The 17,716-nt window shown below is 68.5% G+C and carries 22 protein-coding genes; 9 read left to right on the top strand and 13 right to left on the bottom strand.

All coding sequences use genetic code 11. The features are described from left to right. Positions 1-32: 32 nt before the first annotated feature. The gene (gene menD, locus RCH12_RS03535) at positions 33-1,796 is read right to left on the bottom strand and encodes a 2-succinyl-5-enolpyruvyl-6-hydroxy-3-cyclohexene-1-carboxylic-acid synthase (protein WP_327016056.1); all 1,764 of its coding nucleotides are present in this window, start codon (positions 1,794-1,796) and stop codon (positions 33-35) included. Next, positions 1,789-2,223, bottom strand: coding sequence for a PLD nuclease N-terminal domain-containing protein (locus RCH12_RS03540; RefSeq protein WP_103460562.1), 435 nt, complete (start codon positions 2,221-2,223; stop codon positions 1,789-1,791). The genes menD and RCH12_RS03540 overlap by 8 nt, the downstream gene beginning before the upstream one ends. A gap of 70 nt (positions 2,224-2,293) precedes the next feature. Here RCH12_RS03540 and RCH12_RS03545 point away from each other — a divergent pair, with 70 nt between their 5' ends. Then, positions 2,294-2,599 carry a DUF4229 domain-containing protein gene (locus RCH12_RS03545; RefSeq protein ID WP_327016057.1) on the top strand — a complete coding sequence of 102 codons (306 nt, stop codon included), beginning with the start codon at positions 2,294-2,296 and terminating at the stop codon, positions 2,597-2,599. A gap of 48 nt (positions 2,600-2,647) precedes the next feature. Here RCH12_RS03545 and RCH12_RS03550 read toward each other — a convergent pair whose 3' ends face one another. The 3 genes from RCH12_RS03550 to RCH12_RS03560 form a co-directional block, all read right to left on the bottom strand. Beyond that, on the bottom strand, positions 2,648-3,688 hold the full coding sequence (locus RCH12_RS03550) for a 1,4-dihydroxy-2-naphthoate polyprenyltransferase (protein ID WP_327016058.1): 1,041 nt from the start codon (positions 3,686-3,688) through the stop codon (positions 2,648-2,650). A gap of 76 nt (positions 3,689-3,764) precedes the next feature. Beyond that, positions 3,765-4,922, bottom strand: a complete 1,158-nt coding sequence (locus RCH12_RS03555) for an AMP-binding protein (RefSeq protein WP_327016059.1) — start codon at positions 4,920-4,922, stop codon at positions 3,765-3,767. An 8-nt stretch (positions 4,923-4,930) separates the two neighbouring features. Continuing rightward, positions 4,931-5,842 (bottom strand): 1,4-dihydroxy-2-naphthoyl-CoA synthase, encoded by a 912-nt coding sequence (locus RCH12_RS03560; protein ID WP_103430999.1) that lies wholly within the window; start codon positions 5,840-5,842, stop codon positions 4,931-4,933. 209 nt (positions 5,843-6,051) lie between these two features. Between RCH12_RS03560 and RCH12_RS03565 the strand changes: the two genes are divergently transcribed. Genes RCH12_RS03565 through RCH12_RS03585 form a run of 5 tightly spaced genes read left to right on the top strand, consistent with a single transcriptional unit; the run spans position 6,052 to position 9,121 of the window. Continuing rightward, positions 6,052-6,405 carry a hypothetical protein gene (locus tag RCH12_RS03565; RefSeq protein ID WP_327016060.1) on the top strand — a complete coding sequence of 118 codons (354 nt, stop codon included), beginning with the start codon at positions 6,052-6,054 and terminating at the stop codon, positions 6,403-6,405. Beyond that, complete coding sequence (locus tag RCH12_RS03570; RefSeq protein ID WP_103430996.1) at positions 6,402-7,454, top strand: sigma-70 family RNA polymerase sigma factor; 1,053 nt, start codon at positions 6,402-6,404, stop codon at positions 7,452-7,454. The genes RCH12_RS03565 and RCH12_RS03570 overlap by 4 nt, the downstream gene beginning before the upstream one ends. A gap of 51 nt (positions 7,455-7,505) precedes the next feature. Further along, positions 7,506-7,838 carry a DUF7882 family protein gene (locus RCH12_RS03575; RefSeq protein ID WP_088454975.1) on the top strand — a complete coding sequence of 111 codons (333 nt, stop codon included), beginning with the start codon at positions 7,506-7,508 and terminating at the stop codon, positions 7,836-7,838. Continuing rightward, positions 7,835-8,098 (top strand): hypothetical protein, encoded by a 264-nt coding sequence (locus RCH12_RS03580; RefSeq protein WP_103430995.1) that lies wholly within the window; start codon positions 7,835-7,837, stop codon positions 8,096-8,098. The genes RCH12_RS03575 and RCH12_RS03580 overlap by 4 nt, the downstream gene beginning before the upstream one ends. Before the next feature lie 42 nt (positions 8,099-8,140). Then, positions 8,141-9,121, top strand: coding sequence for an o-succinylbenzoate synthase (locus RCH12_RS03585; protein WP_327016061.1), 981 nt, complete (start codon positions 8,141-8,143; stop codon positions 9,119-9,121). A 24-nt stretch (positions 9,122-9,145) separates the two neighbouring features. Here RCH12_RS03585 and ccsB read toward each other — a convergent pair whose 3' ends face one another. Genes ccsB through RCH12_RS03610 form a run of 5 tightly spaced genes read right to left on the bottom strand, consistent with a single transcriptional unit; the run spans position 9,146 to position 13,818 of the window. Beyond that, positions 9,146-10,096 carry a c-type cytochrome biogenesis protein CcsB gene (gene ccsB, locus RCH12_RS03590; protein WP_327016097.1) on the bottom strand — a complete coding sequence of 317 codons (951 nt, stop codon included), beginning with the start codon at positions 10,094-10,096 and terminating at the stop codon, positions 9,146-9,148. A gap of 51 nt (positions 10,097-10,147) precedes the next feature. Further along, positions 10,148-11,821 carry a cytochrome c biogenesis protein ResB gene (gene resB, locus RCH12_RS03595; RefSeq protein WP_327016062.1) on the bottom strand — a complete coding sequence of 558 codons (1,674 nt, stop codon included), beginning with the start codon at positions 11,819-11,821 and terminating at the stop codon, positions 10,148-10,150. Then, positions 11,805-12,566 carry a cytochrome c biogenesis CcdA family protein gene (locus RCH12_RS03600; RefSeq protein ID WP_327016063.1) on the bottom strand — a complete coding sequence of 254 codons (762 nt, stop codon included), beginning with the start codon at positions 12,564-12,566 and terminating at the stop codon, positions 11,805-11,807. The genes resB and RCH12_RS03600 overlap by 17 nt, the downstream gene beginning before the upstream one ends. Positions 12,567-12,568: 2 nt before the next feature. Continuing rightward, the gene (locus tag RCH12_RS03605; RefSeq protein ID WP_327016064.1) at positions 12,569-13,177 is read right to left on the bottom strand and encodes a TlpA family protein disulfide reductase; all 609 of its coding nucleotides are present in this window, start codon (positions 13,175-13,177) and stop codon (positions 12,569-12,571) included. Beyond that, positions 13,174-13,818, bottom strand: coding sequence for a histidine phosphatase family protein (locus RCH12_RS03610; RefSeq protein ID WP_103430988.1), 645 nt, complete (start codon positions 13,816-13,818; stop codon positions 13,174-13,176). The genes RCH12_RS03605 and RCH12_RS03610 overlap by 4 nt, the downstream gene beginning before the upstream one ends. Positions 13,819-13,897: 79 nt before the next feature. On the opposite strand from RCH12_RS03610, the gene aspS reads away from it, so the two are divergent. Both aspS and RCH12_RS03620 read left to right on the top strand, forming a co-directional pair. Beyond that, a complete protein-coding gene (gene aspS, locus RCH12_RS03615) occupies positions 13,898-15,211 on the top strand; it encodes an aspartate--tRNA(Asn) ligase (RefSeq protein WP_442784555.1) in 1,314 nt (437 codons plus the stop codon). 139 nt (positions 15,212-15,350) lie between these two features. Further along, entirely contained in the window at positions 15,351-16,037 is a 687-nt protein-coding gene (locus RCH12_RS03620; RefSeq protein WP_134493537.1) for a hypothetical protein, read from the top strand. Between the two features lie 169 nt (positions 16,038-16,206). On the opposite strand, the gene RCH12_RS03625 is transcribed toward RCH12_RS03620, so the two are convergent. Both RCH12_RS03625 and RCH12_RS03630 read right to left on the bottom strand, forming a co-directional pair. Beyond that, positions 16,207-16,506 carry a Dabb family protein gene (locus RCH12_RS03625; RefSeq protein ID WP_103430226.1) on the bottom strand — a complete coding sequence of 100 codons (300 nt, stop codon included), beginning with the start codon at positions 16,504-16,506 and terminating at the stop codon, positions 16,207-16,209. Then, a complete protein-coding gene (locus RCH12_RS03630) occupies positions 16,503-16,772 on the bottom strand; it encodes a glutaredoxin family protein (RefSeq protein ID WP_327016066.1) in 270 nt (89 codons plus the stop codon). Before RCH12_RS03630 ends, RCH12_RS03625 begins: the two co-directional genes overlap by 4 nt. Positions 16,773-16,824: 52 nt before the next feature. Here RCH12_RS03630 and RCH12_RS03635 point away from each other — a divergent pair, with 52 nt between their 5' ends. Then, entirely contained in the window at positions 16,825-17,544 is a 720-nt protein-coding gene (locus RCH12_RS03635; RefSeq protein WP_327016067.1) for an HAD family hydrolase, read from the top strand. 43 nt (positions 17,545-17,587) lie between these two features. Here the strand turns inward: RCH12_RS03635 and RCH12_RS03640 are convergent, their stop codons facing one another. Then, on the bottom strand, positions 17,588-17,686 hold the full coding sequence (locus RCH12_RS03640) for a 30S ribosomal protein bS22 (RefSeq protein WP_003792170.1): 99 nt from the start codon (positions 17,684-17,686) through the stop codon (positions 17,588-17,590). Between the last annotated feature and the right edge of the window lie 30 nt (positions 17,687-17,716).

Here is a 17,716-nt window from a genome sequence, read left to right on the forward strand (position 1 = left end):
GTCCGCACCGGCAACAGAAGGCAAGCTTCCAGTTAGCGGGCCAGGGGGACCTCGAGCAGGGTCGGGCGGGCCACCGGCGCCGTCAGGGCGCTCTCCAGGGTGCTGCGGGTCGCCGCCCGCGCGTAGTCCCAGCCGTAAGCGGTGGCGAGAGCCTCGAGATCGACCTGCTGCGGGGTGAAGAGCACCCTGTCGATGGCGGACGGGGCGGCGGTGGTCGCCACCTCGAGGCCGTCGAAGATGGTGCCACCACCGTCGTTGCCCACGATCACCTGCAGCCGCGGCCGCACCTCACCGGGCGCAATCAGCAGTGAGCCGGCGTCGTGCAGCAAGGTCACGTCGCCCACGAGCAGCCGGGTCGTGCCCGTCGACAGCGGATGCGGGCCCGCCTGGCTGGCCAACGCGATGCCCAGCGCCGTGGCGATGGTGCCGTCGATGCCGGCCAGACCCCGGTTGGCGTGCACGGGGATCTTCTTGCCCGTCACCCGGCTGTCCAGCTCGCGGATCAGCCTGGACGCGCCCAGCACCAGGCGGTCGTGCGGCCAGGAGGCGCGCCACACCGCGTCGGCGAGCATTGCCCGGGTGACCGGGGCCTTCATCGCTGCGAACTCGGCCTTGGACAGGCCGTGGGTGTTGAAGGCCGGGGCGTCGAGCTCGGTGTCCTCGGCCAGGATGCTCCGGCTCGCCATCACCCACCGGCCCGCCCAGGCCCTGGCCTCGTGGGTTCCCGCCACGGCGACAGCCTCGTCGGTGGCGGCAACGGCGCGCGCGAACTTCGCCACCCGGTGCCCAGGGTTGTACCACTCGAGGCCGGCCGGGGCCACGACGATGGTCTCCACGTCGTCACGCAGCACGAGCGCCGGGATCTCCCGACTGAGAGTGGGGTGGCCGAACACGATCACGCGTTGCACCTGACCGCCGAAGTCGGCGTCCCCGAGCAGTTCGCGGTAGGCCACGACGAGGTTCGGGCCGAACCTGGCGCCGCTGGAGACCTCGGCGATCAGCGGCCAGCCGGCGAGGCGGGCCAGCTCCTCCGCGGCCGGGCCGGCGCCGGCGCCGGCGACGACGACGGTGCGGGGACCCGGTGGCAACGGATGCGGCGGATCGGCGGCCGACGCCGCATCCGGCCGGCCCGGCAGGGACGCAGCAGCGGCGACGGCCTCGAGCTCGACGGCGGCCGACAGCGGCTCGCGGAACGCCAGGTTCAGCTGCACGGGGCCGGGGTTGTTCGTCTGGGTACCCTGCGCAGTCGTGTAGGCCAGCCGCGCGAGGGCGATTGCGATGTCCGACTCCCCCACGGTTCCGTCGGGGGCCGCCACGTCCTCGCAGAGACGCACGGCGTCCGCAAAGATCCCCGGCTGCACGGTGGTCTGGTTCGAACGGATGCCCCGCAGCTCGGCCGGCCTGTCGGCGGTGAGCAGGATCATGGGCACCACGGAGTGGTGTGCCTCGAGCACCGCGGGATGCAGGTTGGCCACGGCGGTGCCGGAGGTGCAGACCACCAGCGCGGGGAGACCGCTCTCGATGGCGAGCCCGAGCGCGAGAAAGCCTGCCCCGCGCTCGTCGATGCGCACGTGCAGGCGCAGCAGGCCGAGCCGTTCGAATTCGGTGGCGGCCAGCGCCAGCGCCTGGGATCGTGACCCCGGGCTGAGCACGATGTCGCGCACACCGAGGCTCACGAACTCGGCGAGCAACGCCACGCTGAAGTCGGTGGCCGGGCTGCCGCTCGGCGTGACCTGACGCACGGGTGCGGTGTCAGGCAGGGTGGTCGAGCCGGAGACGTCGGTGGTCTCAGGCATCCCGTCGGCCCGGCTGGTCGCCCTCACCGGGTTCGGTCTTCTTGGGGTCGACTCCGGCGGTGCCGGGGTGGGACGTGTCGTCGGCCGGCGGGTCCATCTTGTCGAAGTCGGCCAGTTCCTGCTCGAGGTCGCGGATGCGCTGGTCCTGGTCCTTCACGCGGTCCAGGCCGCGCAGGAAGTCGGGGTCGTCGTCGGGGGCCATCGACCGGGTGACCCGGCCGCCGGTGTTCGCGGCGGTGCTGCGGCGGCCGCGACCGATCACCAGCCACAGCACGGCACCGATCACCGGCAGCAGGATGATCATCAGGATCCAGGCCCACCGGGGCACGCCACGTATGCGATTGCGGTCGAACAGCGCGCAATCCACCACCGCATACACGGTGAGAATGACGACGACGACTCCGAGGCCGAACAACAGGCGGAACATGCTGCTAATTGTAGGCCGGTCAGCCGAGAGATCGGTGAGTACTCTCAGCGGCACGGTTTAAGCTGCAGGTATGAAAGCTGTTCCGGCCTGGTTGGTCTTCACCGTGCTCCGCGTCCTGATGTTCGTCGTGCCCTTCGTGGTGCTGTCACTGCTGGGCATCGAGGGCTGGTTGGCGGCGCTGCTCGCCGCGGTGATCGGCCTGTGCCTGTCCTACATTTTCTTGCGCGCCCGGCGCGAAACCGTGGCCCGCGGTCTCTACGAGGTGCGGCACCGCGACAAGGAGCCCGTGCACCCGGATGCCGAGTCGGAGGACGCCGCCGTCGACCGCGCTGCGGCTACCCAGACCAACGTCGGCCGCACCCCGCCCGCGCCGTAGTCATCCGCTCGTAGTCATCCGCTGAGCCGGCGTCGCACCGGCCATCTGCTAGAGGGCGAAGGCCAGCCCGAGCGTGATGCCGTAGAGCAGCGCCGCCATGCTGGTGAGCTTGAGGGCCAGGATCAGTTCCTTCGCGGTCTTCGCGGTCGCCACGATCAGGCAAGCCGGCAGAACCAGGAGCAGCACGAAGAAGGTGAACCAGGCCAGCGGGTAGAACAGCGCGAAGAAACCCGCGATGGCGAAGGGCACCAGCAGGAACACGCAGAACACCACGCGGGATGCCCTGGCGCCGATCCACACGGCCAGGGTGCGCTTGCCGGCGGCCTTGTCCGGCTTGATGTCGCGCAGGTTGTTCACCATCAGCACCGCGCAGGCGATCAGGCCGATGGCGACGGCGCTCAGCCAGCTCTCCAGGTTGACGGTGCCCACCTGCACGTAGGTGGTGCCGACCGTGGCCACCAGGCCGAAGAAGACGAACACGAACAGTTCACCCAGGCCCAGGTAGCCGTACGGCTTCTTGCCGCCGGTGTAGAACCAGGCCGCCACGATGGCCAGGGCGCCCACGGCGAGCAACCACCAGTACTGGCTCACGACCACGAGCACCAGGCCGGCGACGGCAGCGATGCCGAAGAAGGCCAGCGCCACGGTGAGCACGGCGCGGGGCTTGGCGGCTCCGCCGCCGGTGAGGCGAGCCGGGCCGACCCGGTGGTTGTCGGTGCCGCGGATGCCGTCGGAATAGTCGTTCGCGTAGTTCACGCCGATCTGCAGGCTCACCGCCACCACCAGAGCGAGCAGCGCCCGCACCCAGTGGAACTCGCCGGCGCCACCGGCCACGACAGCAGCTCCGGTTCCCAGCGCCACCGGCGCGACGGCCAGCGGCAGGGTGCGGAGGCGCGCGCCGGAGATCCAGTCACCGGCAGTTGCCGGCCCGCTGCGTGCGGGTCCGGTCCTCGCAGCGTTCTTCCGGGCCGGGTTGCCCGACTTCGCCGGGTACTTGGGCCCGGTCGGTGCCGTGTTCCGGGCGCCGTTCTGGCCGGTCTGACGGGACTTCTGTTGTTTCGGCTCGTTCGGCCGCGCTCCATGTGCCACGCCCTCATGTTACCGGCCGCATCCGGGTCTCCGCCGGGTCTCCGCCTGACCGCCGGGCAGCCCTCCGGCCGGACCCTCAGCGCGCGATGAACGCTTCCAACGCCTGCCGGTCCGGCTTGCCCGAGGCCAGAAGCGGGAGGGCCGCGACGGTCACGATGCGAGAGGGGCGGGCGGCGCGGCCCAGAGCCGAGGCCGCGGCGGCGCGCACGGGTTCCAACGCCGGCGACGCAGCGGCTACCAGCACCACCACCGGTGTCTGCCCCCAGACCGGGTCGGCGGCGCGCACCACGACGGCCTCGCCCAGCCCGGGGAGGCTGCGCACCAGGGCCTCGACGGCGTCGAGCGACACCTTCTCACCGCCGGAGACGATCACGTTGTCGGCGCGGCCGGTGACGCTCACGGTGCCGTCGGCGGCGACCGCACCCAGGTCGCCCGTTCGGTACCAGCGCACGCCATCCTCGTCCCGGAATCTGTCACGGGTTCGATCCTCATCGCCGAGGTACCCGTCGGCGAGCACCGCGCCGCTGATCTCGAGCTGACCGTCGACGGCACGCACCACGGTGTTGCCGATCGGGACGCCGTCGTACACGCAGCCGCCGGCGGTCTCGGACGAACCGTAGGTGCGCAACACGCGGATCTTCTGCCGTTCGGCCCGGTCGATCAGTGCCGGGGCCACGGCCTGGCCACCCACCAGGATGCCGGTGAAGCGCCGCAGCACGGTCAGGATCGCCGGGTCGGCGTCGGCGGCATCCAGCAGCCGGACCAGCTGCACGGGAACCAGCGAGGTGAACCGCAACGGTTCGACGAGGCGGCGGGCGTGCTCGGCGAAGACGACGGGATCGAAGTGGCCGGGCGGCAGCAGAACGGGTTCGGTGCCGGCCACGATCGACCGCACGAGCACCTGCACCCCGGCGATGTAGTGGGCGGGCAGGGCGAGCAACCATTGGCCGTCGCCGCCGAGGGCCACGCTCGACGCCGCCGAGGAGGCGAGCAACGCGTCGGTGCTGAGCATCACCCGTTTGGGCGCGGCCGTCGAGCCCGACGTCTCGATCACCACGGCCACTCGGCGTGGCACCGGTCCGAGCCCGGCCCGGTCGGCCCCGGTTCCGTTCTCGGCCGTAGGCGACGGAACCGGCACCGGCAGCAGCGCGTCACCGGTGGCGGAGAGCGCCAAGCGCAACTCGGTCAGCAGGTGCAGCGGATCCCCGACGGGAACGACGCGGACGGCCCTCACCGGATCCCCTAGAACTGCCAGGGGTACGGCGACCAGTCCGGTTCGCGCTTCTCAAGGAACGAGTCCCGGCCCTCGACGGCCTCGTCGGTGCCGTAGGCCAGGCGGGTGGCCTCGCCCGCGAAGACCTGCTGCCCGACCATGCCGTCGTCCACGGCGTTGAAGGCGAACTTGAGCATCCGGATGGCCGTGGGCGACTTGGTCAGAATGGTGCGCGCCCAGTCCAGCGCCTCGTTCTCCAGCTCGGCGTGCGGCACGACGGCGTTGATCGCGCCCATTTCGAGGGCGCGTTGGGCCGAGTACTCGCGGGCGAGGAAGAAGACCTCCCGTGCCGCCTTCTGGCCCACCTGCCTGGCGAAGTATGCGCTGCCGTAGCCGCCGTCGAAGGAGCCGACATCGGCATCGGTCTGCTTGAATCTGCCGTGCTCGGCGCTGGCGATGCTGAGGTCGCAGACCACGTGCAGGGAGTGCCCGCCGCCCGCCGCCCAGCCGGGGATCACGGCGATGACGACCTTGGGCATGAAACGGATCAGACGCTGCACCTCGAGGATGTGCAGCCGGCCGCCCCTGGCCTTGTCGATGCCGCTGGCGGTCTCGCCCTCACCGTACTTATAGCCGTCCCTGCCGCGGATACGCTGGTCGCCGCCGGAGCAGAACGCCCAGCCGCCGTCGCGCGCGCTCGGGCCGTTTCCGGTGAGCAGCACCACGCCGATGTGCGGATTGGTGCGGGCGTCCTCGAGGGCGGCGTAGAGTTCGTCGACGGTTTGCGGCCTGAAGGCGTTGCGCACCTCCGGCCGGTTGAAGGCCACGCGGGCGATGCGCCCGGTGAGGTCGTGGTGATAGGTGATGTCGGCGAGAGCGCCGAAGCCATCCACCGAACGCCACTGGGTCGGGTCGAAGATCTCTGAAACCAGTTCGGGCATGCCCCCAGACTACGCGGCGGGCTCGGGCTGCCGGGTAGGTCACCGGGTCCGGGCGGGGCACGGGCGTGGACCCATCCACAGCTGGGACCGCTCACACCAGACATGAGGGCTATTCAGGTGTACCTCCTCGGTGGAGTCCCCGTCAACCCCTTGAACGGGCTAGATGCCGAGCTGTGTACTTATGTCACCCGAAAGACCTGGAGGTGGTCATGTTTCACAACAGCCCCTCGGCACCCGACACCGCGTTACCCGAACACGCACCCGTCACCAGCGCCGAAACCTACACAGCTCCTGTCCTGAACCCCAGACCCTCACCCGGCAGCACCGTCGACGACGCGGCCCTCGGCCTCGGCGACGTCGAGATCACCGAACTCTCCCCCACGGAGTGGCGCGTCGCGGACCATGGCATCGAGCATGACGACCCGACCGCCCTACTCGGCTTCATCCAGATCGTCGGCAGCGCCTTCGAGGTGACCAACCTCGGTCGTCCGCGGGAACGCGCCTACTTCACTTCCTTTGACCGTGCCACAGCCAGTCTTCTCCCCCGGGGGGTCCTCGCATGACAACCATCGTCCAGCCGCCCACCACCCGTGCGAGCGCTCGCGCCACAACTCAGACCCCGGCAGCGCCGCCGGAGTCGACCCCGTCGTCGTATTCTCCGTCGGCCGCCGCCAGCGCCGCGGCCACCTCCCGCTACAGCCGGGCGTCCACGGATGCCTTCGGCGACTACCTGCGCCGCATCGGCAAGGGCCCCCTGCTCTCGGCCGAGGACGAGGTGGATCTGGCCCGCAAGATCGAGGTGGGCCTGTTCGCCGAGGAGAAGATGAACCGGGCGGAAGCCGAGGGCACCCCGGTGAACCCCGAGTTCAAGCGCGAACTCACCTGTCTGGTCTTCGAGGGCCGGCGGGCGAAGAACCACTTCATCGAGGCCAACCTGCGTCTCGTGGTGAGCATCGCCAAGCACTACTCCGGCCGCGGCGTCCCGATCATGGACCTCGTGCAGGACGGCAACATCGGCCTGGTGCGGGCGGTGGAGAAGTACGACTTCATGACCGGCTTCAAGTTCTCCACCTACGCCACCTGGTGGATCCGCCAGGCCATCCACCGCGGCATGGCCGACAAGTCGCGCATGATCCGCATCCCGGTGCACACCGCCGAGAAGCTCAACAAGATCAAGCGCATCCGCCGCGACCTCACCAGCACCCTCGACCGGGAACCGACGCTCAAGGAGATCGCCGAGTTGTCGCAGATCGCGGTGCGGGACGTGTCCCGCCTGCTGCAGTACGACAACGAGCCCATCTCACTGCACGCACCGGTCGGCGACGGCATCGGCGACATCGCCGAGCTGATCATCGACGACGACCTGCCCCAGCCCGACGAGTGCGCCACCATCACACTGCGGGCTGCCGACATCACGTTTTATCTCGATGCCCTGCCCGACCGGGAGAGGTCCATCCTCACGGCCCGGTTCGGTCTCACCGGTGAGGAACCTCGCACCCTCGACCAGATCGCGGTCATCCAGGGCGTGACGCGGGAGCGGGTCCGACAGATCGAGAAGCGAGCTTTGGCCCTCCTAAAGGTGCCACGACTCGAGCGATATCTCAGGGACTAGAAATGAAAACCGGCGTAGCGTGACACCTACCCCTATCAACGGAGTGGTGCAATGGGCAAGCTGACGTACGATTCGAGCCTCACGGCGGATTTCGATGATCGCGTGCTCGCGCACATCCAGGTGGTGATCGGCGCCAAACTGCGCCGGGGTGAGTGCTTCTACTTCACCTGGCGAGACGACCCGCAGGGCGGTGACGGACGGAGCACCATCTGGATGCACCCCAGCATCCCGTTGGCCTACAAGTATTTCGGCGGTCGTTCGCCCAGCCTCAACCGCGACTGGATCGAGGCGCTGATGCTCACCGCGAATTCATCGGGTGGCCTGCAGATCGTGCCGGAGCCGCACCGCCTGGGATCCACGTCGAATGGTAAGGATGATTCGTGACCCGCATCGACATCGTCTACGGCGGTAAGCCGTACACGCTCGGCGACCGCACGCTCGAATCACTCCGAGCCGAGATCTCCGACGCGGCGGCGGCCGGCGTGCCCACTTGGCTGCGGGTCAACAGCGGCGCCGGGCGCTATCAGGATGCCTATCTGCTCATCTCTCCGGGCACCGCGATCGCCATCGTGGACGTGCAGCCCAACGGTCCGGACGTGACGCTGACTCCCGAGGAGACGTTCGTCGCCGATTCCACCGAATGAACGGCTCAGGGGCGGACCCGCGGATGCTGGCACACTAGAGCCATGCTCCCTTCACTGCACGACGTGCTCGCCACCGCCCGCGTGGTCGACCTCCCCCTCGTCACCGGTTTCCGCGGCCTCACCAGCCGTGAAGCCGTGCTGATCGAGGGGCCGGCCGGCTGGACCGAGTTCTCCCCCTTCGTGGAGTACGACGACGAAGAGGCGTCGGCCTGGCTGCGGGCTGCGCTCGAGTTCGGTTGGGAAGAGAGCCCGGCCCTTCGACGCGACCGGGTTCCGGTGAACGCGACGGTTCCGGCCATCGACGCCGCCGACGTGCCCGCACTGCTGGCCCGGTTCCCCGGTTGCCGCACCGCCAAGGTGAAGGTCGCCGACCCCGGCCAGACCCTCGCCGAAGACGTGGAGCGGGTGCGCGCGGTGCGCAAGGCACTCGGCGCAGAGGGACGCATCCGGGTGGATGCCAACGGGCTCTGGAACCTAGACGAGGCCGAGCACGCGATCCACGCCCTGGCCGAGTTCGACCTCGAGTACGTCGAACAGCCGTGCGCGTCGATCGACGAGCTGGCGGAGATCCGTCGCCGCACCGACTACCTCGACCTGCCGATCGCCGCCGACGAGAGCGTGCGCAAGGAGTCCGACCCCCTGCTGGTGTCCCGCTCCGGCGCAGCCGACCTCCTGGTGGTCAAGGTGCAGCCGCTCGGCGGCATCCGCGCTGTGCTCGCGATCCAGGCCGAGACCGGCCTGCCGCTGATCGTCTCCAGCGCCCTCGACACCTCGGTCGGCATCTCGATGGGCGCGTTCCTGGCGGCTGCCCTGCCCGAGCTCGACTATGACTGCGGCCTGGCCACCGCGTCGTTGCTGGCCGCCGACGTCACCCACGAGCCGCTGCTGCCCGTTGACGGCAGCATCCCGGTGCGCCGGGTGGTGCCGGATGCCGACCTTCTCGACACCTATGCGGCCAGCCCTGAGCGCCGTGACTGGTGGCTCGCCCGCATCAGCCGCGTGCACGCCCTGCTCGCCGAGTAATCAGGCGGCGCGCCTCGCCGCGGGCTACAGGCCGGAGTAGGCGTGCAGGCCCTTGAAGAACACGTTCACGACGCCGAAGTTGAACATCACGGCGGCGAAGCCGATGATCGCCAGCCACGCCGACCGCGATCCGCGCCAGCCCCTGGTGGCCCGCGCGTGGATGTACCCGGCGTAGATCACCCAGATGATGAAGGTCCAGACCTCTTTGGTGTCCCAACCCCAGTACCGGCCCCAGGCCCGCTCGGCCCAGATCGAGCCGGCCATGAGGGTGAAGGTCCACAGGATGAAGCCGATGATGTTGGTGCGGTAGGCCAGGTTCTCCAGGGTGACCGCCGACGGCAGGGTCCTCAGGAACTTGAGCCGGCCGGGCGTGTCGGTGTCCACCCGGTCCTCGCGGCGGGACTGCAGCAGCTGCACGAACGAGAGCGCGAAGCCGAGGGCGAAGAACCCGGTGGCGAGAGACGCCACGAACACGTGGATGACCAGCCACACCGACTGCAGAGCCGGCGGCAGCGGGGCCACTTCCACGTAGTACTGCTGGGCGATGCCGAGCAGGATCAGGACAAGTCCGGTGACGAAGGTGCCGAGGAACCGCAGATCGATGCGGGTCAGCAGGAGCAGGTACACCGTGACGATGAGGAGAGTTCCGGTCATCGCGAACTCGTACATGTTGGCCCACGGCACCCGCTCGGCGGCGATGCCGCGCAACACCGTGGCCACGAGCTGCAGGCCCCAGGCGAGCACGGTCAGCGAGACGCCCACCCGCAGGCTGGCGGAGCGGCCGTACGGCGTCGCCGCATCGTTGACCATCCGGGCGCTGATGCGGGTGAGGGTGCTGGTACCGCCGGCCGAACCCACGGAGGCGGCCTCGCCCGCTCGGGCCTTGGCGGACTCGACATCGGCCGCGTCCACCGCAGAGCTGCGCTTGGCCAGGTCGATCGAGAAGGCGATGAACGCCAACGCGTAGACGGCCATGGCCGAGTACAGGCTGAGGATCGAGAGCTCGTTCAGATTCACCAGTACAGCCTAAGCGGGTTCGATGGGTGAAACGACCGGGGCCGAGCGTTCCAGCAGGGCGATGTGCCGGTCGGCGAGGGCGGTGACGGCCGACTCCAGGGCCGGGTCCTCCCCGCGGGCGAGGCCGGCGTATTCGAGCCGCACCGAACCATCCGCCTGGTCGATGGCCTTCACCCAGAGCCGACGGCGCGGCACGAACAGCGAGGTGAGCAGGCCGCCGAGCACGAGCACCGCGAACAGCAACACCCAGCCCTGGGTGGGGTCGTGGTGGATATCGAACGACGCGAACCGCGGCACCGAGCCCGAGAAGTCTCCCGCCGCGGCATCCGGAGTGGCGTTCTCGAAGGTCACCGAGCCCAGCCCGTTGGGCAGTTCCTGGGTCTCACCGGGTTTGAGTTCGAGCGGCTGGATGTCGCTCGTGCGGGTGGCCAGCGGCTCCATGGAGTCGGTGTCGAGGGAGTACACCGAGGTGGGCACACCCTCGTCCAGGCCCAGGTCCCCCGCGTACACGTTGAGGGTGAGCACCGGGTACTCGAGGTCGGGGAAGCTGGAGAAGTACGAGCCGGTGCTGCTCTCGTCCTGGGTCGGGTAGAAGAAGCCGACCAGGCCCACCTGCTCGGCGAGGCCGTCCGGCACCTTCACGATGCCCAGCGAGGTGAGGTTGGCGTCCTGCGGCAGGAACGGCACGGAGTCGGTGAACACCACTGTGCCCTCAGGGTCCTTCACCGTGATGGTGGGCGCGTAGCCGTTGCCGAGCAGGTAGACGCTGGTGCCGCCGGTACGCAGCGGATCGTTGACTCGCACCGCGCCTGGCTCGGCCTCGCCGCCGCGCGGGGTGACCGTGACGCCGGCGGTGAAGTCGACGGGCTGGCCGAACGCCTCGAGGTTCGCGGTCTCGTAGCTCACCGTGAAGTCGTCGAGGGTGAGCGTGTACGGGTCCAGTTCGGTGTCGTCGAAGAACCGGCCGGGGTTGAACGAGTCGTAGGCCAGCAGCGTGTTGACGAAGGTCTGGCCCTCCACGAGCACTCGTTGGCCGCTGAAGCCGAAGCCGCTGCCGAAGCCGACCACCACGAGGAGACCGACCAGGGCGGAGTGGAAGACCAGGTTGCCGGTCTCACGCAGGTAGCCGCGCTCGGCCGAGACCGAGAACTCAGTGGGGCTCTCGAACAGCGCCACCCGGTAGCGGCCCTGCTTGAGGACGGTGCGGGCGGAGGCGACGGCGGTGGCGGCATCCGTGCCGGCCGGGGCCGTGCGGGTGGTGAAGCCGGCCAGCCGGCCGAGGCGCGCGGGGGTCTTGGGCGGTTTGGCGCGCAGGGCCTGCAGGTGGTGCTTGGTGCGCGGGATGACGCAGCCGATCAGCGAGACGAACAGCAGCAGGTAGATGGAGGAGAACCAGGCGGAGGAGTACACGTCGAACGCCTGGATCTTGTCGAGCACCGGCGCCAGGTCGGGGTTGTCGGTGAAGTACTGGGTGACGCCGTTCGGGTCGGAGCTGCGCTGGGGCACCAGCGAGCCGGGAACCGCCGCGATGGCGAGCAGCAGCAGCAGGAACAGCGCGGTGCGCATGCTGGTGAGCTGACGCCAGAACCAACGCAGGGTGCCGGCAAAACCGAGTTTGGGCTGGGTGACCCCGTCGCCGGCGGGCGCCGGGGCGGAGTCGATGTGGTCAGATGGCCGGGACATAACTGCCAATCACCCCTTGCAGGTTCAGGAGCCAGGCATTCCACACGCCGCTCACCATGAGCACCCCGATAACGATCAGGAGCACGCCGCCGAACAGGTTGATCGCTCGGATATGACGCTTGAGAAAGGCTACGGCCCCGGTGGCCCAGTTCAGGCCCAGGGCGATCAGCAGAAACGGGATGCCCAGGCCGAGCGCGTAGAACAGCGCCAGCAGGCCGCCCTGCCGCGGTGAGCCGGTGCTCAGGCTGAGCGAGTTGATGGCCGTGAGCGTGGGGCCGGTGCACGGGGTCCAGCCGACCGCGAAGACCGCGCCGAGCACCGGAGCGCCGGCCAGGCCCATCCGCGGCCGCCAGGAGGTCTTGATGGTGCGCTGCATCGCGCCGAACTGACCGACGAAGACCAGGCCGAGCAGGATCACGACGGCGCCGGCGACGCGGGTGATCAGGTCGCGGTACTGGTTGAGCCAGAACCCGGCGACGCCGAACACCACGCCGGTGAGCACGAAGACCAGGGTGAAGCCGAGGATGAACAGGGCCACGCCCAGCAGCAGCCGGTTGCGTCCCCGGCGCGCGGAGAGCTTCGACCCGCTACTCCCGTCGGCGAACCCGCCGATGTAGGCCAGGTAGCCGGGCACGAGCGGCAGGATGCACGGGGACGCGAACGAGACGAGACCGGCCAGCACGGCGATCGGGATCGCCAGGAACAGTTGCCCGCTGAAGACGATCTCGCCGAAGGGATTGCCCACGCCTAGCCGTCCTCGGCAATCGTGTCCTTGATCAGGGTTTCCAGGATGGACGGCGAGTTGACCTGGCCGAGGATGCGCGCGGCGACCCGACCAGAGGAGTCCAGCACGAGGGTGGTGGGCACGGCGTTCGGGGGGATGCTGCCGCTGAAGGCGAGCTGCAGGCCGCCGTCGTCGACATCCATCACCGATGGGTAGCTGATCTCGTAGCTTTCGTTGAAGGCGATGGCGCTGGGCGCCTGGTCGCGCACGTTCACACCGAGGAAGCTGGCGCCCTGACCGGCGAATTCCTCGCTGATCGTCTTGAGGTCCGGGGCCTCGGCGCGGCAGGGGGCGCAGCTGGCGTACCAGAAGTTGACCACGAGGACCTCGCCTGCGTAGTCGGCGGAGCTGACCGTTGAGCCGTCTTCGAGGGTCCCGTCGAAGACGACGGACTCGCCACGATCGTCGGCGGCGATTTCGGTGACGCTGCCGTCGCCGGCGATGTAGCCCTTGCCGCTGCCTTCCCGGTACTGCGCGGCGAGCGGGTCGTCGCTGGTGCACCCGGTCAGCACGAGGCCGAGGCTGACGAGGCCGATCAGGGCGGCCGGAATCAGGCGTGGTCGACGACTCACACTGCACCTACATCGTTGGCCGGCACCAGCAGGGCGGCGGCGGGACTGGCATAGCCGACCTCGGCGGGCACATTGTCGTGCAACGACAGCGTGGTGATGCTGGACAGGTCACAGCGGCGTTTGCGCGGGTCGTGGGCAAGGCGTTCGTGGGCCAGGGTGCGGTGGACCATCCAGATCGGCAGCTGGTGGCTGACCAGAACGACGTCACCGTCGTCGACCGAATGGAAGGCATCGTCGATGGCGGCGAGCATCCGAGCAGAGATGGACGCGAACGGCTCGCCCCAGCTGGGCCGGGCCGGGTTGATCAGGCTGGGCCAGGTGCGCGGGTCGCGCAGGGCGCCGCCGGGGCCGCGCATCCGCTTGCCCTCGAAGCGGTTGGCGGGCTCGATGATGCGCTCGTCGAGGTGGATGGGCAGACCGAAGGCCGCCATGATCGGGGCTGCCGACTCCTGGGTGCGCTGCAGCGGCGACGCGATGATCCGCCCCACGGGTCGCCCACGTTCGACGAGGTCTGCGGCAGCCGCCTCGGCCATCTGCTGCCCCAAATCGGACAGCCGGAAGCCGGGAAGTCTGCCGTAAAGCACGCGCTCGGGGTTAAAAACCTCACCGTGCCGCACGAGATGTACCTGGCTAGCTACCACACGCTCCAGTCTACGGAGAGGTCACCCGCGAATTCGCCGAGAGCTGTGCGGCTAAACTCAGGGGGTGAATGCGCGCGTACTGATCAAGAACCTTGCTGCCCTCGACGACGGTCTCGTTTCCGTGTCCGGATGGGTTGAAACCGTCCGAGACCAGAAGAAGGTGCAATTCGTCGTCTTGCGCGACGAATCCGGCGCCGTGCAGCTGGTCAATCCACGCACCACGGATGCCGAGGGTGTCGTCGTCGACGACGAGCCGGCGACCACCATCTCCGGCCTGTCCCAGGGCAGCTTCGTCACGGTGACCGGGCAGCTCAAGCACGACGAGCGCGTCAAGCTCGGCGGCATCGAGATCAAGCTGGCGTCCCTCGAGGTCGTCACCCACGCCATCCCGGAGACCCCGATCGCGGCGGACTCCAGCCTGGACAAGCGCATGGACTGGCGCTTCCTCGACCTGCGCCAGCCCAAGGCAAGCCTCATCTTCCGCATCCAGACCACGTTCGAGCACGCCCTGCGCACGTACTGGATCGAGCACGACTTCATCGAGCTGCACACCCCGAAGCTGATGGCCAGCGCGAGCGAGTCCCGCGCCGAGCTGTTCGAGGTGGACTACTTCGACCGCAAGGCCTACCTGGCGCAGAGCCCGCAGTTCTTCAAGCAGATGGCGCAGTCCGCCGGCTTCGGCAAGATCTTCGAGGTGGGGCCGGCATTCCGGGCCGACCCGTCGTTCACCAGCCGGCACGCCACCGAGTTCACCAGCGTCGACTCGGAGATCAGCTGGATCGACAGCCACGACGACGTCATGCAGTTGCACGAGGACCTGCTCGTGGCCGCGTTCACCGCGGTGAAGGCCAAGCACGGCGAGGAGGTGCTCGCCCTGTTCGGTGTCGAGGTCACCGTACCGAGCACGCCGTTCCCGCGCATCCCGCTGGCCGAGGCCAAGGAAATCGTCAAGAGCCGCGGCTACGAAGTTCCCCGCGACGACGATGACATGGACCCCGAGGGCGAGCGCCAGATCGCGGCCTACGTCGCCGAGACCTACGGCCACGAATTCGTCTTCCTCACCGACTACGCCTCGAGCATCCGCCCGTTCTACCACATGCGCCACGAGGGCGACGCGAGCCTCACCAACAGCTACGACCTGATCTTCAACGGCACCGAGATCTCCACCGGCGCGCAGCGTGAGCACCGCATCGACGTGTTGACGGAGCAGGCCATCGAGAAGGGTGTCGACCCCGCAGAGATCGCGGGTTACCTGGACTTCTTCCGCTACGGCGTGCCCGCGCACGGCGGTTTCGGTATGGGTCTGGCCCGCGTGCTGATGCTGATGCTGCACCAGGCATCCATCCGTGAGGTCACCTACCTGTTCCGCGGGCCGACCCGCTTGGAGCCGTAACCTCTCCTCCCGCTCGCGAAAATCGCGCCTGTCTCACGGACAGGCGCGATTTTTCGTTAAGACCAAACCTTTTCTGACGTGGGGCCGAACCACCTGCATACCAAGCAAGCCCCCACACTCCACAGCAAAGGACTTCATCATGCGCAGCTTCACCAAGACCGCACTCGGCCTCACCACCGCAGGCCTGCTCGTCGCCGGCCTCGCCGCCTGCTCCACCGACGAGGGCACCGCGTCGACGTCGTCGTCCAGCTCCTCGTCCTCCAGCAGCTCCGCCGAAGCCACCCCCACCCCGGTCGCCTCCATCCCCACCCTCACCGGTGTCGACACCTCCGTGCTCCTGGACGCCGACTTCGCCGCCGCCCTCACCAGCCTGGGCCTGACCCCCGGCACCGTCGGCACCGCCACCCTCGAAGAAGGCAGCCTGCACTTCCCCATCACCGGCGGCAACGTGGACTACTACGACCCGGCCGAGGACTACCGCCCCTATGTCCAGGGCAACATCGAGCACGAGGGAAGCGGCTTCTCCCTCACCGCCGGCGAGACCGTCGTCGAACTGACCAACTTCACCATCGACCCCGGCACCTCCGAACTCTTCGGTGACGTCACCGCCAACGGCGAATCCGCCGCCACCCAGGTCAAGCTCTTCGACCTCTACGGCGGAACCCTCGAACCCCTCAAGATGGACGGCGACAACGCCATCCTCACCGGCACCACCGTGCACATCAGCGCCGACGCCGCCGCCCTGCTCAACACCACCTTCAACACCGACGCCGTCGCCGACCAGCTCCTCGTCGGCATCGCCACCATCACCGTCAACACCAAGTAACACCCCGCACCACACGAAAAACGGCCGAGCACCCGCTCGGCCGTTTTTTCGCGCCACAAACACCACACACCCCGTGCCCAGACCGCGAAAGCGGCACAACGGTCACCACAACACCCCTGAAGCAACCACAACCCCGCTCTCGCGGCCTCGGGGCGGGACCGGGCGTCAGTCAGACGACGAGGTCAACGGCCATCCGTTCGGCGGTGACCGAGCGCACGTAGGCGCCCGCTGCAACGTGGGCCGGATGCAGCTGGTAACGACCCAGCGCCGCCTCGTCGTCGAACTCGGCGACGAGGGCCACGTCCCAGTTGGCGCCGCCGACCACATCGGGTCCGATGCGAAGCGAGCGGATCTCGTCCACCACACCCACGAGAGCGCCGAGCCGAACCGACATCTGGGCGCCGTTTTCGGCCTTTTCGGCGGGATCAGTGGCCGCCAGCTTCCAGGACACGATATGCAGAATGGTCATCGGACCTCCAGGAGTGCGGTGCGCAGGCGCGCCGGGTCGATGCGCCAGTAGTTGTGCACCAGCCCGTTGATGAGCAGCACCGGGATGTCTTCGACATACAGTTCGTGCAGCTCGGGGTCATCGAGAATCGACTTCTCCTCGAGCAGCACGGTCGGGGAGCCGGGTTCGGCAGTCAGCTCCGTGAGCACCGCGGTGACCACGGCCAGAGCGTCGTCACAGAGGTGACATCCCGGCTTGCCGATCAGGGTCAGGTGCGCGGTGGACATACCCCCAGCCTAGGCCGCTGCGCTGCGGACACCGTGGGTAGACTCAAGCGCAATGTCCGACGAATCCGGTCCCCGCGCTATCGCGTTCTTCGACGTGGACAACACGCTGCTGCGCGACGCGAGCCTCTATCACTTGGGCGTCGGCGCCTGGCGGTTGCGGTTCATCTCGCTGGCCGACATCCTCGCGTTCGGCTGGAATCAGACCCGGTTCCTGGCGGTCGGCGAAGACGGGGTCAATATCGCCCGGCTGCGGATGCGGGCCATGGACATCATCACCGGGCACACCAGGGACGAACTCGTCGGCCTCAGCCACGACATCTTCGACAGCCGGCTCATCCACCGGCTCTGGCCGGAAACCGTCGCCGTGGCGCACGCCCACCTCAAGGCAGGTCGCGAGGTGTGGCTGGTCACCGCAACGGCCCAGGAGGTCGCGGATGTGATCGCGGAACGCCTGGACCTCACCGGCGCGCTCGGCACCAAACTCGCCACCGTCGATGGCATCTTCACGGGTCAGCTCGTCGACGGCATCTGCCACGGCGGCCGCAAGGCCGTCGTCGCTCGTGGGCTCGCCGAGGATCGCGGCATCGACCTGGCACTCTGCTGGGCGTACTCCGATTCGCACAACGACATTCCGTTGCTCGAACTCGTCGGCAACCCCGTCGCCGTGAATCCGGACACCACGCTGCGGCGCTACGCACTGGCACGCGGCTGGCCGATCATGCACATGAAGATCGCGCAGATCAAGGCCGCACACGCAAGCAAAAAGCGCTAGGTCAGTGACCTAGCGCTTTTTCAGGTAGAACGGTCGAGACCGTCTACTTCTTATTACGACGCTGGTGGCGAGTCTTACGAAGCAGCTTGCGGTGCTTCTTCTTCGCCATACGCTTGCGTCGCTTCTTGATTACAGAACCCACACGGACCTCACAAAGATTTGGTTTAGCCGC

The organism is Cryobacterium sp. MP_3.1 (genome assembly GCF_035984795.1).
GTDB lineage: Bacteria > Actinomycetota > Actinomycetes > Actinomycetales > Microbacteriaceae > Cryobacterium > Cryobacterium zongtaii.

Bases quoted from the DNA above. Each gene is read 5' to 3' on its own strand.
- RCH12_RS03560 (WP_103430999.1), bottom strand. From the start codon at position 5,842: ATGCCCGAACTGGTTTCAGAGATCTTCGACCCGACCCAGTGGCGTTCG.
- RCH12_RS03540 (WP_103460562.1), bottom strand. From the start codon at position 2,223: ATGTTCCGCCTGTTGTTCGGCCTCGGAGTCGTCGTCGTCATTCTCACC.
- menD (WP_327016056.1), bottom strand. From the start codon at position 1,796: ATGCCTGAGACCACCGACGTCTCCGGCTCGACCACCCTGCCTGACACC.
- RCH12_RS03545 (WP_327016057.1), top strand. From the start codon at position 2,294: ATGAAAGCTGTTCCGGCCTGGTTGGTCTTCACCGTGCTCCGCGTCCTG.
- resB (WP_327016062.1), bottom strand. From the start codon at position 11,821: ATGTCCCGGCCATCTGACCACATCGACTCCGCCCCGGCGCCCGCCGGC.
- RCH12_RS03635 (WP_327016067.1), top strand. From the start codon at position 16,825: ATGTCCGACGAATCCGGTCCCCGCGCTATCGCGTTCTTCGACGTGGAC.
- RCH12_RS03570 (WP_103430996.1), top strand. From the start codon at position 6,402: ATGACAACCATCGTCCAGCCGCCCACCACCCGTGCGAGCGCTCGCGCC.
- RCH12_RS03565 (WP_327016060.1), top strand. From the start codon at position 6,052: ATGTTTCACAACAGCCCCTCGGCACCCGACACCGCGTTACCCGAACAC.
- RCH12_RS03620 (WP_134493537.1), top strand. From the start codon at position 15,351: ATGCGCAGCTTCACCAAGACCGCACTCGGCCTCACCACCGCAGGCCTG.
- RCH12_RS03630 (WP_327016066.1), bottom strand. From the start codon at position 16,772: ATGTCCACCGCGCACCTGACCCTGATCGGCAAGCCGGGATGTCACCTC.
- RCH12_RS03625 (WP_103430226.1), bottom strand. From the start codon at position 16,506: ATGACCATTCTGCATATCGTGTCCTGGAAGCTGGCGGCCACTGATCCC.
- RCH12_RS03575 (WP_088454975.1), top strand. From the start codon at position 7,506: ATGGGCAAGCTGACGTACGATTCGAGCCTCACGGCGGATTTCGATGAT.
- ccsB (WP_327016097.1), bottom strand. From the start codon at position 10,096: ATGGCCGTCTACGCGTTGGCGTTCATCGCCTTCTCGATCGACCTGGCC.
- RCH12_RS03585 (WP_327016061.1), top strand. From the start codon at position 8,141: ATGCTCCCTTCACTGCACGACGTGCTCGCCACCGCCCGCGTGGTCGAC.